Annotated in this window: 16 protein-coding genes and 2 pseudogenes; 6 read left to right on the top strand and 12 right to left on the bottom strand. The window is 41.3% G+C overall.

The window, feature by feature from the left end; genetic code table 11:
• Positions 1–57 precede the first annotated feature (57 nt).
• The 4 genes from NSTCB13_RS19055 to NSTCB13_RS19040 all read left to right on the top strand — a co-directional run bounded on the left by NSTCB13_RS19055 (position 58) and on the right by NSTCB13_RS19040 (position 5,551).
• On the top strand, positions 58–3,171 hold the full coding sequence (locus tag NSTCB13_RS19055; protein WP_448273497.1) for an MFS transporter: 3,114 nt from the start codon (positions 58–60) through the stop codon (positions 3,169–3,171).
• 420 nt (positions 3,172–3,591) lie between these two features.
• Positions 3,592–3,864 carry a hypothetical protein gene (locus tag NSTCB13_RS19050; RefSeq protein ID WP_448273496.1) on the top strand — a complete coding sequence of 91 codons (273 nt, stop codon included), beginning with the start codon at positions 3,592–3,594 and terminating at the stop codon, positions 3,862–3,864.
• A 279-nt stretch (positions 3,865–4,143) separates the two neighbouring features.
• A complete protein-coding gene (locus tag NSTCB13_RS19045; protein WP_445631256.1) occupies positions 4,144–4,386 on the top strand; it encodes a hypothetical protein in 243 nt (80 codons plus the stop codon).
• 223 nt (positions 4,387–4,609) lie between these two features.
• Entirely contained in the window at positions 4,610–5,551 is a 942-nt protein-coding gene (locus tag NSTCB13_RS19040) for an extracellular catalytic domain type 1 short-chain-length polyhydroxyalkanoate depolymerase (protein WP_448273495.1), read from the top strand.
• A 12-nt stretch (positions 5,552–5,563) separates the two neighbouring features.
• On the opposite strand, the gene NSTCB13_RS19035 is transcribed toward NSTCB13_RS19040, so the two are convergent.
• The 3 genes from NSTCB13_RS19035 to NSTCB13_RS19025 form a co-directional block, all read right to left on the bottom strand.
• Positions 5,564–6,394 carry a dienelactone hydrolase family protein gene (locus NSTCB13_RS19035; protein ID WP_448274188.1) on the bottom strand — a complete coding sequence of 277 codons (831 nt, stop codon included), beginning with the start codon at positions 6,392–6,394 and terminating at the stop codon, positions 5,564–5,566.
• A 999-nt stretch (positions 6,395–7,393) separates the two neighbouring features.
• Positions 7,394–7,915: a DUF29 family protein gene (locus NSTCB13_RS19030; RefSeq protein ID WP_445631258.1), complete on the bottom strand. Its 522-nt coding sequence runs from the start codon at positions 7,913–7,915 to the stop codon at positions 7,394–7,396.
• 95 nt (positions 7,916–8,010) lie between these two features.
• Positions 8,011–8,634 carry a class I SAM-dependent methyltransferase gene (locus NSTCB13_RS19025; RefSeq protein WP_334840874.1) on the bottom strand — a complete coding sequence of 208 codons (624 nt, stop codon included), beginning with the start codon at positions 8,632–8,634 and terminating at the stop codon, positions 8,011–8,013.
• Between the two features lie 93 nt (positions 8,635–8,727).
• Here NSTCB13_RS19025 and hemH point away from each other — a divergent pair, with 93 nt between their 5' ends.
• Entirely contained in the window at positions 8,728–9,894 is a 1,167-nt protein-coding gene (gene hemH / locus NSTCB13_RS19020) for a ferrochelatase (RefSeq protein WP_445631259.1), read from the top strand.
• A gap of 153 nt (positions 9,895–10,047) precedes the next feature.
• On the opposite strand, the gene NSTCB13_RS19015 is transcribed toward hemH, so the two are convergent.
• From NSTCB13_RS19015 to NSTCB13_RS18990, 6 genes and pseudogenes are all read right to left on the bottom strand, one after another.
• On the bottom strand, positions 10,048–10,587 hold the full coding sequence (locus NSTCB13_RS19015; RefSeq protein ID WP_448273494.1) for a DUF4126 domain-containing protein: 540 nt from the start codon (positions 10,585–10,587) through the stop codon (positions 10,048–10,050).
• A gap of 284 nt (positions 10,588–10,871) precedes the next feature.
• The gene (locus NSTCB13_RS19010) at positions 10,872–11,381 is read right to left on the bottom strand and encodes a nucleotidyltransferase domain-containing protein (RefSeq protein WP_448274187.1); all 510 of its coding nucleotides are present in this window, start codon (positions 11,379–11,381) and stop codon (positions 10,872–10,874) included.
• Positions 11,382–11,424: 43 nt separating this feature from the next.
• A pseudogene (locus NSTCB13_RS19005) lies at positions 11,425–11,595 on the bottom strand (IS5/IS1182 family transposase); the annotation flags it as partial.
• Between the two features lie 337 nt (positions 11,596–11,932).
• Positions 11,933–13,228, bottom strand: a complete 1,296-nt coding sequence (purB, locus tag NSTCB13_RS19000) for an adenylosuccinate lyase (RefSeq protein WP_445631262.1) — start codon at positions 13,226–13,228, stop codon at positions 11,933–11,935.
• A gap of 40 nt (positions 13,229–13,268) precedes the next feature.
• Entirely contained in the window at positions 13,269–13,820 is a 552-nt protein-coding gene (locus tag NSTCB13_RS18995) for a DUF421 domain-containing protein (protein ID WP_445631263.1), read from the bottom strand.
• Between the two features lie 182 nt (positions 13,821–14,002).
• Positions 14,003–15,016, bottom strand: a complete 1,014-nt coding sequence (locus tag NSTCB13_RS18990; RefSeq protein ID WP_448273493.1) for a YihY/virulence factor BrkB family protein — start codon at positions 15,014–15,016, stop codon at positions 14,003–14,005.
• Positions 15,017–15,227: 211 nt separating this feature from the next.
• Between NSTCB13_RS18990 and NSTCB13_RS18985 the strand changes: the two are divergent.
• A pseudogene (locus NSTCB13_RS18985) lies at positions 15,228–15,857 on the top strand (type I restriction endonuclease).
• Between the two features lie 9 nt (positions 15,858–15,866).
• Here the strand turns inward: NSTCB13_RS18985 and NSTCB13_RS18980 are convergent.
• From NSTCB13_RS18980 to NSTCB13_RS18970, 3 genes are all read right to left on the bottom strand, one after another.
• Complete coding sequence (locus NSTCB13_RS18980; protein ID WP_445631265.1) at positions 15,867–17,396, bottom strand: YifB family Mg chelatase-like AAA ATPase; 1,530 nt, start codon at positions 17,394–17,396, stop codon at positions 15,867–15,869.
• 431 nt (positions 17,397–17,827) lie between these two features.
• On the bottom strand, positions 17,828–18,316 hold the full coding sequence (locus NSTCB13_RS18975; RefSeq protein ID WP_445631266.1) for a type II toxin-antitoxin system VapC family toxin: 489 nt from the start codon (positions 18,314–18,316) through the stop codon (positions 17,828–17,830).
• Between the two features lie 399 nt (positions 18,317–18,715).
• A complete protein-coding gene (locus NSTCB13_RS18970; RefSeq protein WP_448273492.1) occupies positions 18,716–19,957 on the bottom strand; it encodes a pentapeptide repeat-containing protein in 1,242 nt (413 codons plus the stop codon).
• Between the last annotated feature and the right edge of the window lie 30 nt (positions 19,958–19,987).

Here is a 19,987-nt window from a genome sequence, read left to right as displayed (position 1 = left end):
TTCTCAAAAAATTCTTAATTCCCCCAAATTTAAACTTAGTAGGTAGAAGGAAATCCAATGTTCCAAAGTACGGAAATCATGGTGGGACTCTATAAACCACTATTGTGGTTAGCACAGGTTCCAGTAGAACGCTCAAACGTCACACCAGAACAAGCATCGGTTCTCTTTTCGGGCCCACGCTTTTTTGTGGCTTTAATCTCCGGTGTGATTCTTGCCTTTGCTTTCCAATTAGTTCTAACTAATCTCTCCCTTGCAGCCGGTATTTCCTACCTGGGGCACTCATCTGACTCAGATTCAGATAATGGAGAAGTCGGAAGTTTGGGCGGCAATATTCGCAAAATCGGCACAGCAGTGGGAATTTGGACATTAGTCACTGTGACTGTCGCCTTATTAATCGCTTCTTACCTAGCAGTAAAATTGAGCCTTGTCATCTCAGACCGAGGATTGGGAGCGACTCTCGGCTTAGTAATTTGGGGTGCCTACTTTTTGCTCCTAGTTTGGGTAAGTTCCACCACCGTAGGCTCCTTAATTGGCTCAGTTGTGAATACGGCAACATCTGGGTTTCAAGCGATTATGGGGACTGCTACCGCCGCACTAGGTGCGAAAGCTGTAAATAACCAAGTGGTAGCCACAGCTGAAGCCGCCGCCGCCGCTGTCCGTCGAGAACTAGGAAGCGCCATCGACCCCGTAAGTATCCGAGAAAACATTGAAGAGTACTTAGATAAGATACGTCCTCCAGAACTCGATGTGTCAAAGATTCGGAGTGATTTTGAAAATTTACTCAACGATCCGCAATTCAAAGCGATCGCTGGGACTCCAGATATCCGCAACATCGACCGCCAAAAGTTTATCGAGTTAGTCAGCAGCCGCACCGATCTTTCCAAAAAAGACGTTAGCCGCATTGCTGATACCTTGTATAAAGTTTGGCAGCAAGTGGTAAGTCAGCAACCAGCCACCCAAGACCGTTTGGGTGAGTTGATCGATTATCTGAAATCACTCCCAGCAGGACAAAGCAAGACAGATGAACTCAACGCCAAGTTGGAACGGTTACTAGCAGAAAAGGGTGGTTCCAAAGAATCTGACCAAAAAGCAGCTAGCGGGCCAATTCAAAGTACACTCCAGCAAGGATTATCTGCCTTAACCGGCATTGTGTTGGGACGTGCAGATTTGTCTGATTTGGATGTAGAAAAAATCTTAGGTAGTCTTACTAGCGCTAAAGATAAAGTCACCGAACAAGCAGATAAGTTAGGCTTGTCAACACCATCACAACCCTATAGCCCAATTCGGGCTGATGTCGAAAATTACTTATACAATACTTATGCTTGGCAACTGAGTCCAGAAAGAATTGCCCAGGAATTTCATGATGTCATTTACGATCCAGCAGCCGATCCTGGAATCGTCCGTAGGGAACTAGAACGACTATCCCGCAATGATTTCGTCAAAATTTTGCAACAACGGGGATTGCTGACTCAAGGTCAAATTCAACGCATTGCTAATCAGCTAGAAACTGTCCGCCAAGAAGTGCTAGTAACAGTCAGAGCTATTGAAGAAAGAGATATAGTCCAAGACTTGCAACGCGCAGTAGAAAGTTATCTGCTCGTGACTCCCAAGGCAGATTTGACACTCGAAGGCATCGAGCAGAATTTTAAACCACTGTTGGAAGACTCAGAGGCAGATTATGAAACCCTGACATTGCGGCTAGCTCACCTTGACCGTCAAGAAATTCGGCAGATATTGCTACAACGTAATGATGTCCAGTTATATGAAGTAGATAGCATTGTCGATGAGTTGGAAAAACAACGCGATCGCGTTTTGGTAGAATCCAAAGGACTAGCAGAACAGGCACAATATCAAGCAGAAACGCTGTGGTTAAATGTAGAATCATATCTGCGTAACACCGGCAAATCAGAACTGAATCCGGATGGCATCCGCGCCGACTTCAAAAAGCTACTTGAAGATCCGCAAGCTGGAATTAGCTCAATTCGGGCACGCTTGTCTCGCTTTGACCGCGATACCTTAGTACAATTGTTGAGTCAACGGCAAGATTTGAGTGAAGATCAAGTTAATCAAATCATCAATGCTACTGAGGAATCATGGTATAATATTCGCCACACACCTCAAATTGTAGCCGATAAAGCTAAAGAGCAATACGACTCTGTGACAACAACGATCGCAGATTATCTCCGAAATACTGGCAAACAAGAACTCAATCCTGAAGGTATTCAGCGAGATTTGACCAGATTGTTTGAAAATCCCAAAGAAGGAGCCGTCGCATTGCGCCGTCGGTTGTCACAGGTAGACCGGGATACACTGGTGAAATTGCTCAGTCAACGCCAAGACTTGAGTGAAGAACAAGTCAATGAAATCATTGATTCCATCCAAACTTCAATTCGTAACTTTGTGCGCGCGCCTCGTCGCCTAGCTAGCCGTACACAGCAAAGAGTAGAATCATTCAAAGGTTATCTAGAAGAGTATCTGCGCCAAACTGGTAAAGAAGAACTCAATCCTGAAGGTATCAAACGCGACTTGCAATTATTGTTGCACGATCCGCGAGTCGGCGTAGAAAGTTTTGGCGATCGCCTTTCCCAGTTTGACCGTGATACCATCATTGCCCTGCTGAAAATTCGGGAAGATATTTCTGATGAAGAAGCAGCACGGATTGCCGATAATATAGTGTCCGTAAGGGATCAATTTGTCGAACAAGTGCGCAGCATCCAACGCGGCATTCAAGATGCAATTGATGGGGTTTTTGCTCGCATTCGCAACTATCTCAACTCCCTGGATCGCCCAGAACTTAACTATGATAGTATTAAGCGCGATATTCGCACAGTTTTTGACGATCCCCAAGCAGGTTTCGATGCCCTGCGCGATCGCTTGTCCTCCTTTGACCGTGATACCCTAGTGGCAATCATGAGTTCTCGTGAGGATATCTCCGAAGAAGATGCCAATCGGATCATCGACCAAATTGAACGGGCACGCAACACAGTATTGCAACGTGCAGAACGCATACAGCATGAAGCCCAACGCCGTCTAGAACAGGTAAAGCATCAAGCACAGCGGCAAGCAGAAGAAACCCGCAAAGCCGCAGCTACAGCAGCGTGGTGGCTGTTTGCCACGGCATTCGTCTCCGCCATTTTCTCTGCATTAGGAGGAGCGATCGCTGTAGTTTAATAAGTTGTCTCCGCTAACTTTTCAGCCTCCCATAATGGGAGGCTTTTCTATTTTAAGGACGAAGAGAATAAAGTAAAAAAATACGTATTGGCATTTGTGTAATACCAATTGGAAAGAAGAATGCAACAAATAGACCATTTGTAGAGACGCGATGAATCGCGTCTTTACCCCGATTCATCGCATCTTTACCCAAGGATGTGTTGCAATCGTTAATTGAATTGCTACAAGTATGTCTTTCAATATAGTCATATATGAATATCCTTTACTGCTCTAATCTCAGCAATTAGATGGGTGAAAATAGAATTGGTTTAATGTTTTAATTTTATTAAATGACTTGCAATAAAATCTCAGCCTATCATCAATAAATTACTCCGTAATTTTTGCAAGTTAATAATTTTACCTAAGTAGTAATTTCAAACAATGGAAAACACGTTAGTTGATAAAACCTTCCGTGACAGCAGTGGCAAAATTGTTGTGGCTCAAATGCCAAACCCACCACTTATTCTTTGGATAGTAGCTAGTTTACTCACTCTGGTTTTTACAACTGGTAAAATCAATACAGTGTTAGACTTTGTGGCAAATGGCGCCTTGTTTACTTGGGCGTGGATGGAGCTATTTCAAGGCGTTAATTATTTTCGCAGAGCGCTAGGTCTTGCCGTATTGATTGGAATGATTGCATACAGAATCCTGTAAATATACATAATTAAGTAAAAAATAATACTAAAAAGGAGTAATTTTAAACTCCTTTTTTTTGTCCAAAGTTTAAAATGTGAATAAAGTCATACTGACATTATGACTTTATTACACTGTGTTTTCTTATTCAGCATTTTAAACTGAGAGCAATACAGCAAATCAATTAAGTCGTGTAACAAACAAAACTTACTGTAAAGCTAATGAGTAAGAATATCTGTTCACAACTTATTGATAAATGCTGTATAAAACTCAAACAAATTAATTGATGGAGATTTGAATATGAAACGTATTCTATTAGGTACATTACTTGCTCTCCCATTTGCAATTTCCTCCTTACCGTCACAAGCATCAGCAGCAGAAATCATTGTCAGACCCAATGTTCATAGAACTGCTATTGTGCGTAAACCTATTGTTGCCCGATATCAACGGAAGTTAATTCCTGCACATTGGGAAACAGTACGACGCGGTAACAGGTGGGTTAAAGTTAGAGTTCCTGCTCGTTATGTAAATGTCAGAGTTTAATATCTAAATAGAGGCTAACAACTAAAGTTGTTAGCCTCTATTAGTTAAAAAATTGGTTTATAAATAATACCAATTTAACAAAAGAATGCGACAAATAGACCATTTGTAGAGACGCGATGAATCGCGTCTTCACCCAAGGATGTGTTGCAATCATCAATTGAACTGGTATAAAATTTGAAAGTAAACAAAAATAGCTATTACCAGTCAATTTAATTTAATCAATATGAATATATATAAAAACTCTCAGCTTTGGCAAAAGCTTTTGATATTTATACTAGGAATTAGTTTCGTAACAGCCTGCGATTCCATTCAGGCTGACGAAAAAAATATAACTAAAGAAAAAATCTTGATTGGTGATAATTATGGAGAACTACACGATCAAGGTAAATTACGTACTTACTATTTTTACACTCCAAAATCTTATAACCTACACCGCCCGATGCCATTAGTTTTAGTGTTTCATGGAGATGAGGGTAATGGTCGGTCTATCAGTAACGTGACTCGCTTCAATAAATTAGCAGAGCAAAAAGGATTTATTGTTGTTTATCCAGATGGAATTGACCAAAAATGGAGCCTTAGAGGTAACGGTCAAGGAAAAGTAGATGATGTTTTGTTTGTCAGTGCTTTGATTAATCATCTTCAGCAGCAACTTAATATTGATAGTCATAAAGTTTATGCCACTGGTTTTTCTAGAGGTGGTATACTTACCCAAGCACTAGCTTGTAAGTTACCTGATAAAATTGCTGGCTTTGCATCAGTAGCTGGTTCGCTCCCAGTTAGACTTAAACCTAGTTGCCAGCCTCAAACTCCCATATCGATGTTAACGATCAACGGTACAAACGATCGCGATGTCCTTTATGAAGGTGATGATCACACTCGAAGAGGAGCGCTGGTTTCGATCTCAGACATGGTAGAGTTTTGGCGATCGCACGATCGATGTACCTTATCAAATGCATCTCCAAATTTTCCTGAAGATAAAGTGAAAACCGCTATCTACACAGGTTGCAGTGGCAATTCCGAAGTCTGGCAGCTAGCGGTAGTCAACGGTGGACATTTCTGGCCTGGTGGTTCTTCAACTGACGAGAACCTAAACAAATTCAATGCCAAGCTAGGGTTGAACGCCAGTGAAACAATTTGGGACTTTTTTCAGCGTCACAGTTCATAAGTAGCTAATTTTTTAAACACCATTTTCCTTAAACCATGCCAACAGCCGTTTCCAACCATCCTGAGCTTCTTGTTCGCGGTAGGAGGGGCGATAATCGGCAAAAAATGCGTGGGGTGCATTGGGATAGACGATAATTTCAGATTTGCTACTGCTGGACTTTAAGCGATCGCGCATCTGCTCTACTGTATCAACAGGAATACCTGTATCCTTGCCACCATAAAGTCCGAGAATCGGGACTGTCAGTTTTGATGCAATATCGACGGGATACTGGGGCTGAAGTTCGGTAGCATCGCCCACAAGTCGCCCATACCAAGCTACACCAGCCTTCACCTGGGGATTATGTGCAGCATATAACCAAGTAATACGACCGCCCCAACAGAAGCCTGTAATTCCCAACTTCGCGCCATTACCCTTAGCTGATTTCTTTGCCCACTCTACTGTGGCATCAAGATCGGATAATACTTGGTTATCTGGTACTTTGGCGACAATTGGACGAATTTCGTCTATGTTGCTTAACTTCGAGACATCGCCTTGACGGATAAATAATTCGGGTGCGATCGCTAAATATCCCAACCGAGCAAAGCGACGAGTGATATCCTGGATATGCTCGTGTACGCCAAAAATTTCCTGGATTACCAGAACAATTGGGAAATTATCACCACTAGCCGGTGCTGCTCTATAGGCAGGAATTTCGCCATCTTTGACAGGAATTTTCACTGCACCAGCTACTAACCCCTTGGCATCAGTAGTGATGACTCCGGCAGAAATGGGTTGTACTGCAAGGGCAAAACCTGTCGCCACTGTCGCTGTTGCAATAAATTTGCGGCGCGTTAGTTCTTTCATCATCTCTACGTTGAATTACTAAGTTCCTTTATATTTAGATTACTGTATGGTCAAATGCGCGTAAGGGTAGGTGTACAAATTTCACACCCGAAAAAAAGTGCTTCTATCTCAACACCAGCAAGCGTTTCACCCCACCAATTGTCCAAATTCATCCGCGCAATCTCTGAAATGCTTACAATAATTGAGTTTCAGCCTTCAACCTTTCCTGACACTCTTCCCAAAGAAATTCTCTAATGCTATGATTGCTCTAGAATCGCGCAACCGCACCTTGAAAACTAAATATAGCTTGGCTTTCAGGCTCCCGCTATTGCAATTAATCAAAATCCCTATTAGGGATTGAAACGTAGGTGTTGGTGGTGATTTTGACGCAATTAACCGATTGCAATTAATCAAAATCCCTATTAGGGATTGAAACTGGTTGTTGTGCATACTGATTTACTCAACTGTAAATTGCAATTAATCAAAATCCCTATTAGGGATTGAAACGCTGAATTCATTTCGCTTGCACCAGCTGCGGAGATTGCAATTAATCAAAATCCCTATTAGGGATTGAAACAAAACTCCCTTACCCTTGAAATGATACTTTCCGTCATTGCAATTAATCAAAATCCCTATTAGGGATTGAAACAAGGATATTCCTTTGCCTGTTCAGGCTAAATTAATTGCAATTAATCAAAATCCCTATTAGGGATTGAAACTTGACTATCATCCAACTTTGGAAAATACCACAATCATTGCAATTAATCAAAATCCCTATTAGGGATTGAAACTACTCAGATGCGACAGCATGACTAACTACCATTAAATTGCAATTAATCAAAATCCCTATTAGGGATTGAAACGCCGCCGCCAGAGTGTCTTAAAATCCTGGTTCTCTGGCTTATTACAATTTCTCAAAATCTCTATTAGAGATTGAAATATAGTAATGGGTGGAAAAGAATCATAATGATGACAAAATTGTAATTCATCAAAATTCCTATTAAGAATTAAAATATTTTTTTATCGCTTACCTGTTTTCCAATCTTCTCCACCGGATAACTGAGTTAAATTTTCAGCTAAAACTGCGGGTAACTCCTTAGCTGAATAGGAATAAGTTAGCGCCAAAAACTTCAACGCAGTCTGAAGAATTTGTTTTCTATCTACTATTTCAGATAGTTGAAATTGATTATATACTCCATTCATTACTTCATCACTCGCATCAGCGATCGCATCTTCAATCACTTCCTCTTCTATCAAACTCTCCCACTCACCTAAATTAATATAGTAAGATTTTTTATTATCTTTGATATTAAGACTTTTAATTTCTCGGATTGAATTACGAATAGAATTTGCCCATGAACCAGTTAATCGTTGTTCTACTTGGTTTTTAATCAGATGAATCAGCAGAATCCTTAAATAAGCTCGGATATTCCGCAGAATAGCTTGTTTACTCATGCCTTCTAATTCGTCTACAATTGCTAAAGCATCTGCATAACGTCCTTCCAAAATACTCTTTTTGAGGTCTATTAGTTCCTGCGTCATTTTTTCTTTGCCTACCTGCTTAAGTACTATATAAAAACAACCTATACTTTATTAATAGCAAAGTCTCTTCGCTGCCATTAATAAAGTAGTATTGTTCACTTATTCGCCTGTATCACTTGCAAACTCCCACCTGCATATAAAGTTGACTTACTCACTTCAAAGCCAGTCTTAGCTAACAACTCAGCTAAATCAGTTTTCAGTAATTCCCAAGCCGTTTCCGTCTCAAACAACAACAAAAACACTGATATCCCAGGCCAAAATATCGGATTTGTCGGAGCGTGAAAATCCACCAGCGTAAACACTCCTCCCGGCTTCAGCACCCGATAAACTTCATTAATAATTTTTCGTAATTGCTGAGGCTGCATCTCGTGTAAGGCAACGCTGGTATGTACCACATCAAACAAATTATCTGCAAATGGCATCTCTTCAGCAAAAGCTTCTACATAAGAAGCTTCCGGTACATTTAGCCGCGCCCGTTGCAAAGACTTGGGTGAAGCGTCCAATCCTGTTACGTTTTGTGAATTTTTTACTAAAAACTCTGTTGTTTGACCACTACCACAACATAAATCTAAAACTTGAGAATCTGAGTGAATTGTTAAGCCTTGCAAAGCAAGTTGCCGAAAACGTGCTTCACCACCTACACTTAAGGCTGCTAAACGAGAGATACCATCATATAACCACTGATAGCGGTAACTCCAATCCCTTAAAATTGTTGCCATTGCATATTTCCTTGCTATTAAGCTTTATATTTAATAAAGATATATTGTTAACATTAGTAAAAAACCTGAAAAGATTGGGGGAAAGTAACTGCTATGGGTCGTGTAGGCGTCTTATTACTCAATCTCGGTGGCCCTGATAAGCTAGAAGATGTCGGGCCCTTTTTGTACAATCTATTTTCCGATCCGGAAATTATTCGCCTACCATTTCGCTGGTTGCAAAAGCCCCTAGCCTGGTTTATTGCCACGCGGCGAACCAGAACATCTCAAGAAAATTATAAGCAAATCGGTGGTGGTTCCCCATTGCGGCAGATTACAGAAGCCCAAGGGGAAGCTCTAAAAGAACAGTTAGGTTCTTTGGGGCAAGAAGTTAATATTTACGTGGGAATGCGTTATTGGCATCCCTATACAGAAGAGGCGATCGCACAAATTACCCAAGATCGGGTAGAACACCTAGTAATATTACCACTATATCCCCAGTTTTCTATCAGCACTAGTGGTTCCAGCTTCCGGCTTTTAGACAAGCTTTGGCGAGAAGATCCAAAACTTCAACCGATTGATTACACCGTTATTCCTTCTTGGTACAAACAACCAGGCTATCTTCAAGCAATGGCGCAACTCATAGCCCAGGAACTTGAGCAATTTCCCAACCCGGATGAAGTTCATATATTCTTCAGCGCTCATGGCGTTCCGAAAAGCTACGTTGAAGAAGCAGGCGATCCTTACCAGGTGGAAATTGAAGAATGCACTGCGTTGATTATGCAGACTCTCAATCGACCCAATGCCCACACCTTAGCTTACCAAAGTCGTGTCGGGCCAGTAGAATGGCTTCAACCCTATACTGAAGATGCCCTCAAAGAACTAGGCGCGCAAGGCGTGAAAGATTTGGTTGTCGTGCCAATCAGTTTTGTCTCAGAGCATATCGAGACACTACAAGAAATTGATATTGAGTATCGAGAAGTAGCCGAAGAATCAGGAATTCACAATTTCCGCCGCGTACCGGCTCCCAATACCCATCCAGTATTTATTAATGCACTAGCCGAATTAGTGATTGATGCACTGAAAAACCCCAGTTTCAAGCTTTCGCAAGCTGCTCAAATGAAGAAAATGGTCAAAATGTACCCTCAAGAGCGTTGGGAATGGGGTCTGACAACTAGTGCTGAAGTATGGAATGGTCGGATTGCGATGCTGGGTTTTATTGCCTTAATCGTAGAGTTGATTACCGGTCACGGCTTCTTGCACATGATTGGGCTTTTGCAGTAAATGAAAAGAGTTAGGAGTTAGGAGTTGGGAGTTGGGAGTTTTTAATTTTTCTCGCTAACTCTTCACTTTTAACTTCTATCTTCATTCCTAACCCTTCTCTACGAGACGCTCCGCGAACGGCAGGCTCAGGGCATCGCTTCTCACTTTTAACTCCTAACTTTTTAGCCGATACCAGTCATACCACTGTTTAGCACTACGAACTGCAAACCAAAGCAGTATTAAAGCAATTAGTCCTCCTTGCCAAGGAGCATCAAAGGCAAATAGTACTAGAGCAATGCACAAGGTATCTTGAAGGAAGACTGCCCACAACGGTAAGCCACGTAACCGATAGAACCAACCAATTTGGACGAGCTGGAGTACCAAAGCTAATAAACCTCCAATTATGGCAATCAACCAGTTTGGGGTTGCTGTTGCTGTCGCTACTCCTAACCCCATAATCGCCCCTACAAGGGGAGACATGAATAACTGAACCACTTGGAGCAATCTTTGCCCCCAAAGCTTTTTTGAGGCTAATAATTCAATTAATGACCAACTGGTGAGGCAAAATAATAATATTGGTGGAGAAATGTGAGATAAGATTGGAACTTGTGACCACAAGCTGCTACCCTGCAATAATCCAATAATTAGCAAAGGTATGCCTATTCTCATTCCTGCTGCCGCAGAGGCAGAAAGTGTGGCTAGGATTTCAATCATCAAAGCACTCGTAGTATTAATAAATAACTAAGTATTTGTAATGTATACTACCCAGTGCTAGCAAGAATTCGAGCATCCAACAGATTGCAATATTAAATATTGTTGGTACCTTTATATAACAGAATTCAGGCGCAGTTTTTTTAACAGGCTCATCCTAAACATTAGACCTCTTGCAAAAGTAACTTTTGCACTCTTGCGGGAAAAAGGACTCATCTTGATTGGGAAAAGGTTTTTTTTATTCCTTTTCCCTTTCCCCTTTACCCCGACAAATGCCAAGAAGTCTATTATCCACAGTTCTTCTCAAACTCCTCGTACTCCAAAGGCAGCATGATGCCGAAATGGTAACAGAGCGCCTTAACATCGCGGTAATCGTTTTCATCAAACGCGTATCCAGTATGGAACCTCACCATCCACTTAGGCGATATACATCTTACGGGATATCCAGCTATCAAGCCATGTCCGGATAGTGAGTCATAAGGATATTCAATGCCATAAACATGATTACCCGTTGAATCAAATGTATACGAATGAATATCGATTTCATTCCCTTGGTGATTTACCAAAACAAAGTTGCAATCGCGTGTATCGTCGCAAAGCTTATCCTGATAGCCTCTAGTTTCAAGCAAAACTCTTATTTGAGCCACATCTTTGTGCTGAACAGCTATATCTAAGTCAGTATGGCTTCGAGTTTGCTTTCCAAGCAAAGCATCAACTCCCCATCCCCCATCAATGTAAACTTCAATTGCATTCTCCTCAAAAAGCTGCACTATCTTAATCACTTCCTGTGCAGTCATTTCAGGCTCATATTCTTGCATCTGAGCACTCTCTCCAATACTAAATCACCATTAAAACTTGGTCTTCAATAATTAATCTAGGACGACCTGTTTTCTTTTTCTTTTGAGCATCAGCTTTAACTACATCCACCATTAACTCAAAGGTTTGACAGCTTACTCCAGTCATAGGCTTAAATTTTCTTGAAGTAAGGTGTTTAGCTTTCTCTATTTTCACTGCTAATCAAATTTCCTAATCGCAAATTGCCAAATTTTTAATTATACGACAAAACATTTTTGCAAGAGATTCTATGAGCTGCGCTTACAAGGAACAATGAAAATGTCTTTTCCTCCTGCCTCCTGCCTGGTTGTTGAGCGTAGTCGAAACACTGCCTCCTGCCTTATTTTCAAGGCAGTTCTTGAGTATAAACAAGCTTGAAATCAAGGCTTTTAGCAATCAACATTGTCCTAGCCTATGTAGCTACGGCTATATATCTTTTTTGATGATATCTGCATATTTTTGGGGTAATTTACTTATAGTAAGTGCCTAAACTCCTACTACAAGTAAATTAATCTTAAATACCTAATCGTTGGTAAACTTCTTCTAAATGCCGCAGATGTTGCTGGGGATCAAAACAAAGCTCTAGTTCTGCTGGAGACAACTTTTGGGTAACACGCGGATCTTTGCTAATCAAGTCTTGGAAGTTTCCTTCTGGCTGATTCCAAGCGGCGTGAGCGCTTTCTTGAACGATCGCATAAGCCTCTTCTCGGCTGCTTCCCTTGTCTATCAAAGCCAGTAACACTTTTTGGCTAAACACAACGCCGCCGTAACAGTTGAGATTGCGTTTCATGTTCTCAGGATAGACCAATAAGTTTTTCACCAAATCGGTTATTTCTGACAACATAAAATGCGTCAAAGTACAAGCATCTGGCAAAATTACCCGTTCTACAGAACTGTGAGAAATGTCTCGCTCATGCCATAAAGCAACGTTTTCTAAAGCTGCACCGGCATGACTTCTGACGAGTCGTGCCATTCCCGTCAGTCGTTCCGAACGGATGGGGTTGCGCTTGTGTGGCATAGCTGAGGAGCCTTTTTGACCTTTGGCGAAAAATTCTTCAACTTCTAAAACGTCTGTTTTTTGGAGATTGCGAATTTCTACAGCAAAGCGTTCAATGGTTGCGGCTACCAAAGCTAATTGTTGCACGTAGTCAGCGTGGCGATCGCGGGAAATAACTTGAGTTGAGGCCGTATCAGGTTCGAGTCCGAGTTTTTGACAAGCGATCGCTTCTACACGCGGTTCAATATTCGCGTATGTTCCGACTGCACCAGAAATTTTACCGACAGCGATCGTTTGGCGGAGTATTCTCAGACGTTCTTGGTGTCGCAACACTTCTGCTAACCAACCAGCTAGTTTAAAACCAAAAGTAATCGGTTCAGCATGAATACCGTGCGATCGGCCAGCCATCACTGTCTGACGATGTTCCCGTGCTTTTTGGCGAATTACCTGAATCAAATCTTCCAGACGTTGCAATAATATATCCAGACTGGCAACTAATTGCAGTGCTAAAGCTGTATCCAAAACATCCGAACTAGTTAAACCCAGGTGAATGTAGCGTCCGGCATCACCAACATATTCATTGACATTTGTCAAAAAAGCAATGACATCATGGCGGACTACAGCCTCAATTTCCAACACCCGCTTTGGATCGAAATCTGCCTTGGCCTTAATTTCCTCAACCGCCTCAGATGGAATGTAACCAAGTTCAGCTTGAGCCTCACAAACAGCAATTTCGACTTGCAGCCAAGTTTTTAGTTTATAGGCTTCACTCCACAGATTAGCCATTTCGGGCAAAGTATAACGCTCAATCACAGTTCGGCACAGAATACAACCGTCATATTTTACAGTCTAATTAATGTACATCGCTTTTTAACGCTACTTTTTGCTCAGAGACGGAAGCAGTTTTTGAATCCGACATGATAATACTAATCCTGCCATCAGCTTCCATATACGCGAACTTCACATCAGCTAAAAATTCCACACCTTGCTGACGTAACTTGCTCATCAACTCATCATCTGTAATTAACTCTCGTTGCAGATGGCGTTCAATCATCCGACCGTTTTTTACCAATAGCAGCGGTGGCGGATTCATGAAACGTTGGAACTGGGGAAGTTTGTAACCCAACCAGTTCAGCAAGTAACTCCAAAAAATCACTGTTCCTACCAGGATAGCGCCTTCAGTAATTGATGTGTAATTACTTGCCATAGCATTTTGAGCAGCTTCTGCAAATAATACAACTACGAGTAAATCAGTAATTCCTAGTGTTCCTAATTGTCGGCTAGGAAGTAGGCGTAGCACTGAGAACAGCGATAAATAGACTAGCGATCCGCGGATAATCAACTCAAAGATGCTGATGCTAGGAATAAAAATTGCTTGCCAATTGATAAAAAACCATTTTTCCATTAGCACTGATTTTCTTCCTTGTTCAATGGGCTTCTGGAAAAAATCCAGTATAAAAAAAGTCAGAATTCAGAATTGCTGAATACTTTATTTATAACCTATGGCAAGAATAATTAATTACTTTGATGTGATATTAGATACAATATCTATTAGATTTATAAATATAAATCTCCAGTAATTAAAGATTAAAAACGCTGATTTCTTCTCTTTTTTAAGCGTTTAGGCTTCCTAAAATACTGAAAAAAGCGATTAATAAAGCGAGAAGATGGCTTTTTCTGACTCGATGCTTGTTCTCTTGGAGCCTTGCCATTATAGTTTGTGTTATCAGATATATGTACAGCATTTTTAGTTGGAACTATGCCGCTGCCATACCTTCGGGAATAAACTTGAGTGAATTCTGCACCGAAGAAAAGAATTTGTGCGGCATAGTTAACCCAAGCTAAAATCACCACTAGTGAACCAGCAGCACCATAGGTCGATCCAAAACTGCCATTACCTAAATATTGTCCTAATAAAAATTTCCCAATAGAGAACAAAACTGAGGTGAGAGCCGCTCCAATTAAAACATCACTCCATGCAATTTTGACATCTGGTAGAACTTTAAAAATTAGTCCAAACAGTACTGTAGTTATTGCAAAAGAGATGACTAAATTAGCAATCTGCCAGATGAAATCGAAACCTGGCAATAAGTTACTAAAGTATGTTACTAAGGTTGTTAATATCGTACTAATTACTAGAGAAACTAAAAGTAAAAAGCCAATTCCAATCACCATTGCAAAGGACAAAACGCGGAGGCGAATCATGTTATTTATGCCACGTCCAGGTTTGGGTTTCACTTCCCAAATCGTGTTCATCGCATCTTGCAACTCAGTAAATAAGCCTGTAGCGCCCAATAACAAAACTAAGACACTAATAATCGAAGCGATCGCTCCTGTTTTTGGTTGGTTAGCATTTTGGATGGCTGTTTCGAGAAACTTGGCGCCATCTACCCCGACTAAACCTTGAATTTGTCCGACAATTTGACCTCTTGCCGCTTCCTCTCCAAATACTGCACCTGCGATCGCAATTACAATAATTAGTAATGGTGCAATGGAAAAAATCGTGTAATAAGCTAACGCCGCCGCTAACCGTGAGGCTTTATCGTCACTCCATTCTTTGAATGTCTCTTGTAATAACTTCCAAACTTCTTGCAAATTCATCCAATCAGTCTCCTTGTAAGGGATGTTGCTTAGTCCCTGCTATATTGGATACTGATTTGTTGAGTTGCGGCATCCTCCCAAGGGTGTTTGTGAAGCGTTCTTAGGGAGGAATTTAGAATTTTATAGTCACATAACAATGCGATGTCTAGGGCAGGCGTAGCTGCGGCGCTAATTAGCGATAATTAAAGATGCGCTGATGTTGATCGAAGCAATGACACAGACCACAGCAATTACCACTCTTCAGGATGCAGAAAATCGATTTGGTTTTGTCCGTGTTGAAAACGAGCGATTTTTCCTAGAGTGGTATGAGGGGTTGTCTGAAATTACAGAAGCGGAAAAAGCTTCTGTGGATGTCGTGCGGCGCAGATATCTTTATCACCGTGCCGGAGGTGATTTACTAGAAGGGACAGTCATATTGTTGTTGGTGTCACCAATACTTGCATTTTCTGGATTTTACGATCCTCCTTTCAGAATTAAGGCTGAATCATCCGTGGAAGTAATGCTGAATGATGGCGAGGAGATACTGCGCGGACGAATTGATGTTTTAGTCTTACAAGATCGGTTGTGGGTGATGGTGTTGGAGTCGAAAAAAACCACACTCTCAGTTTGGTCGGCTGTACCGCAAGCTTTAGCTTATATGATGGCTAACCCCAATCCCAGTAAACCTGTGTTTGGAATGATGACGAATGGAGACGATATTTTATTTGTCAAAGTGACGCAAACAAATACACCATAGTACGATTTGCCAGGAGTTTTTGCTCCCTTTGTATCCGTGAGAGAACTGTACGCGGTTTTGCAAATTCTCAAGCGTATTGGTCAGTTAATTTCTTCTGCGTCTTAGCGTTCCTTTTTATTGCATTCTATCTATCGTGCGATATTGAATCGCTTCCGCTACATGATTGGTTTTTAGCTGATCTTCTCCTGCCAAATCTGCAATAGTCCGTGCTACTTTGAGAATGCGATCGCTTGCTCTTGCCGATAAACCTAATTTTCTAATTGCTGCTTCTAATAAATTGCGACTTCCATCATCTAACTTGCACCATTTTTGCAGATGACTGCTCTGCATTTGGGCATTGCAACGCAGATTTGCTTCTCCTTGAAAACGAGTAATTGCGCGATCGCGTGCTTCTTGTACTCGTTGACGCACCGATGTTGATGCTTCCCCCGTCGGTTGTTGAGTAATTTCTTCTGGTTTTAAGCGATTCACCGCCACTTGTAAATCAATCCGATCCATCAACGGCCCGGAAAGTTTTGCCCAATATTGCTCGCGTTGCCGAGGAGAACAAGTACACTGTTGGATAGTATCGCCATAGTAACCGCAAGGACAGGGGTTGGTACTCGCTACCAAAGTAAACTGTGCGGGAAAAACAACTGATAATTTGGTGCGGGAAATCGTCACAAAACCATCTTCTAAAGGTTGACGCAGAAACTCTAAAACATCACGTTTAAATTCTGTCAATTCGTCCATGAATAAGATCCCATTGTGGGATAATGATATTTCGCCAGGACGAGGGAAACTACCGCCACCCACCAGAGAAGGCCCGGATGCTGAGTGGTGGGGACTGCGAAAAGGGCGATCGCGTACCAATGTACCACGATTTTTCAATAAACCAGCTACCGAATGAATGCGAGTCACTTCCAAAGATTCGGCAAAGCTCAACGGCGGTAAAATTCCTGGTAAGCGCCTTGCTAGCATCGTTTTCCCACTACCAGGCGGCCCGACAAAAATTAAATTATGCCCACCAGCCGCAGCAATTTCTAAAGCACGACGCCCATGAGCTTGTCCTTTCACATCATGTAAATCTGCGCCAGGATAGGATACTGTTGCTATCTTTGTTGTACTATCGATCTGCACAGGTTTGTAACGCCCCGGATTATTTAAAAAATCCACCACCTCAGACAGATGTTTGCAGCCGTAAACAGCTAAATCTTCAACCACTGCTGCTTCTTGGGCATTATCAGCAGGGAGAACTAAACCTGCAATTCCCATCTTTGGCGCTGCTGCTGCGATCGGTAATACACCAGCCACAGGACGTAAACTGCCATCCAAAGAGACTTCGCCCAAAAATAGATAATCCCCCAACAAATCAGCGCTAACTTGCTCAGAAGCCGCCAAAATTCCTACACTGATAGGCAAATCGAAACAGGGGCCTTCTTTGCGTAAATCTGCCGGAGTTAAATTAATTACTATCTTTCGCATCGGAAAGGCAAAGCCAGTATTTTTTAAAGTTGCTTTGACTCTTTCTCTGGACTCTTGAATCGCTGAATCTGGAAGTCCCAAGACAACAATTCCCGGTAATCCCCCTGACACATCGACTTCCACGCCGACTTTGACGGCATCGATGCCCACAATTGATGCACTCCAGACTCTAGCAAGCATTGCTTATATAACAGTAAACCTTTAAAATCTCTAGCAGATGAGTTGGTGGATTGGCATTAGTAAAACCACATAGACAATTTTTTGGCATTGCTACGCCCACAGAAGCGGGTGCAGTGAGTTGTGGTGGTGCGATCGCACAATATCAAGAAACGCGATAATAATGTTTAAAAAGTCAGATCCCTCAACAGTATCAAAGCTGAACTCACTCGCGCAAAGATACTCTACGCTAAGGTAGACACGCTCTCAGTTTGCGTCGGGTGTAGTGACTTGTTAGACTGACGTTTGATCGGAAGTTTTACAACTTTACGCCCATGAGCAATCTGTTTCTTTCGTAGATCGTTAAAGATTGCGTTCAGGTCATAGTTAAATGAGCTAGCATATTCCTCTCTGTACTTATGAATTTCCTCTAAAATTTCATTTTTATACATAGATTATTCTCCTGTAAAATCGTATCCCATTAACTCATAGGGTGTACAGATGACTGGTAATTCATATCCAAGTTTAGAGCTAATTTGTGATAGCTTTCTCTGGATTTGGGCGTTTGCCATATGCTTACAGTTCCATGTTAACAGGTAGTCTAAACCGTAAACTGTTGCTAATGACATATGCAAAGCATCATTAGAGGCTTTTGGTGGTAGGTTGCTTTGTTGCAAAAACTCTTGTGCAAGCTCTATCGCTTCTTCTGTGAGATCGAGAAACGTTAAAGACTCTAACAAATTCAGCCTTTGATCCGCGATCGCTGCATCTCCCCTAGCCGCTTCATCTTCTACAATCTCAGAAGCATAAAGGACAAAAGAACCGCGACGAATATTCCACCAATCTTGCGTGATTTTCATGTTTGCTGCCAAAATCAAATTTTCTGTCGATCTGGCAGTCAAGTATCCCAAAATACTAGTTTCAATATAGACGGTTTCGCTCACAGAAATCTCTAGAATTTATTTATCCCTCATCCTACAGCGTTTAATTCTCCTTCTGAGGGTCTTGGATTTTCTTATGTCAACCCAATCTATAAGATCGGCGATCGCTCAGTCGCAAAACTACCATAACCTTATAATAAGGAGGGAATTAGCGGTCTGACGACCAAATTCACCGAGTTTTTGCAATTCAACCGACAATGACGATCGCAACTAATTAAAAACCTCTCGGCGTTTCATAATTATTAGTGATTAAAATTGCGTCAAATTTAGACTGATAGAGAATATTTATCAGGTTTTTGGGAATTTTTTAGTTTTGGGTACTAAATTAAACACGATAGGGACGCATAGTTATACCTCCCTATCGTGTAATCAAGTTTTAGATGCTGAAAATTTACCTTGTTATTACCGCCAGTGTTGAGGTATTTTCAGATTTTCCGGTAGGATAGTTGTGCGATCGCCAATTGCTTGTTCAATCTGCTGTGATTCTACATTTTCCGAGCCGCTCAAGTTGGCTCCACAGAGGTTAGCTTCTTGGAAATTAGCTTCTTGGAGGTTAGCTGTACTCAGTAATGCACTTTCTAGATTAGCACCAGCCAGTTTTGCCCTTTGCAAGTTACTGCCAATCAAGTTTGTATCTTGGAGATTGCTACCCTCGAAGTTGACTTCTTCTAAATTGGCATCACAAAGGATTGCTCCTTCTAAGTTGGCATCGCAAAGAACTGCTCCTTCCAAGTTGGCATCGCACAGAACTGTGCCTTCCAAGTTGGCATCGTAAAGAATGGCTTGGGAAAGGTTCGCTTTTCTAAGAACTGCGCCTTGGAGATTGGCTTCTGGGAGGATTGCTTTTTGCAGGTTGGCTTCATAAAAGATTGAGCCACAAAGACAGGTAACAGATAAGTCTGCTTCAGAAAGGTTTACTTTGGTAAAATTGATCCATTGCAAGTTAGCTCCGACAAAAATTGCTCTAGAGAGATTAGCTTCTGTTAAGTCTGCATTGCTAAGGTCTGTATTGCGTAAATCAAGTTTTTGATTGACTGGATCTTTAGATGAATCGCGTCTGCCAATGACAGTTAAGGCTGTTTGAATATCTGTAGGAAGTTTTGATGATTGTAGTGACTCATTCTCATATTCTCTATTCACCGGGGCATTCTCGCGGATAAAAGCAGCGAGGATTTCCATAATTGTCCAATGATCTTTCGGGGAATCTTTGGCAATTCGTTCTAAAGCATAAATTGCAGCAAATCGCGTTTCAATTTTTTCATTTCCCAGCTGTTCAATCGCTTTAGAAAAGCGTTCGGAAACAATTTCTTGGGGAGTTAGTTGTGTCTGATTGAGACAATTTCCGATATTGTTATCCCAAGCTAGTGTTTCAGTTAGTAGTTGCGTTAACAAGCTGTGATTCTCTTCTAGAGAGAGTCTAGAGGTATAGTAAGCATTAAGAATTAATGCCAATCCCCCAATAATTATGGCAATCGTTGTTAATGCTTGAGTAATGTATTCAATTTTTTCTTGATTTGAAAATCCTTGAATATTTTCAAAAAATAATATAATTAAAGTGAATGATAAAATAAATATAACTGAGACAAATGCCAACAAAGTCGTGAGTCCATTGGTTTTTATGAAAGACATGTCATAAGTCTTCATATCCGACTCCTTACGGAAATAAATTTAGGT

This window comes from Nostoc sp. DSM 114160 (assembly GCF_053470305.1).
The sequence above is the reverse complement of the archived record's forward strand: the minus strand, read 5'-3'. Positions and strand labels throughout refer to the sequence as shown.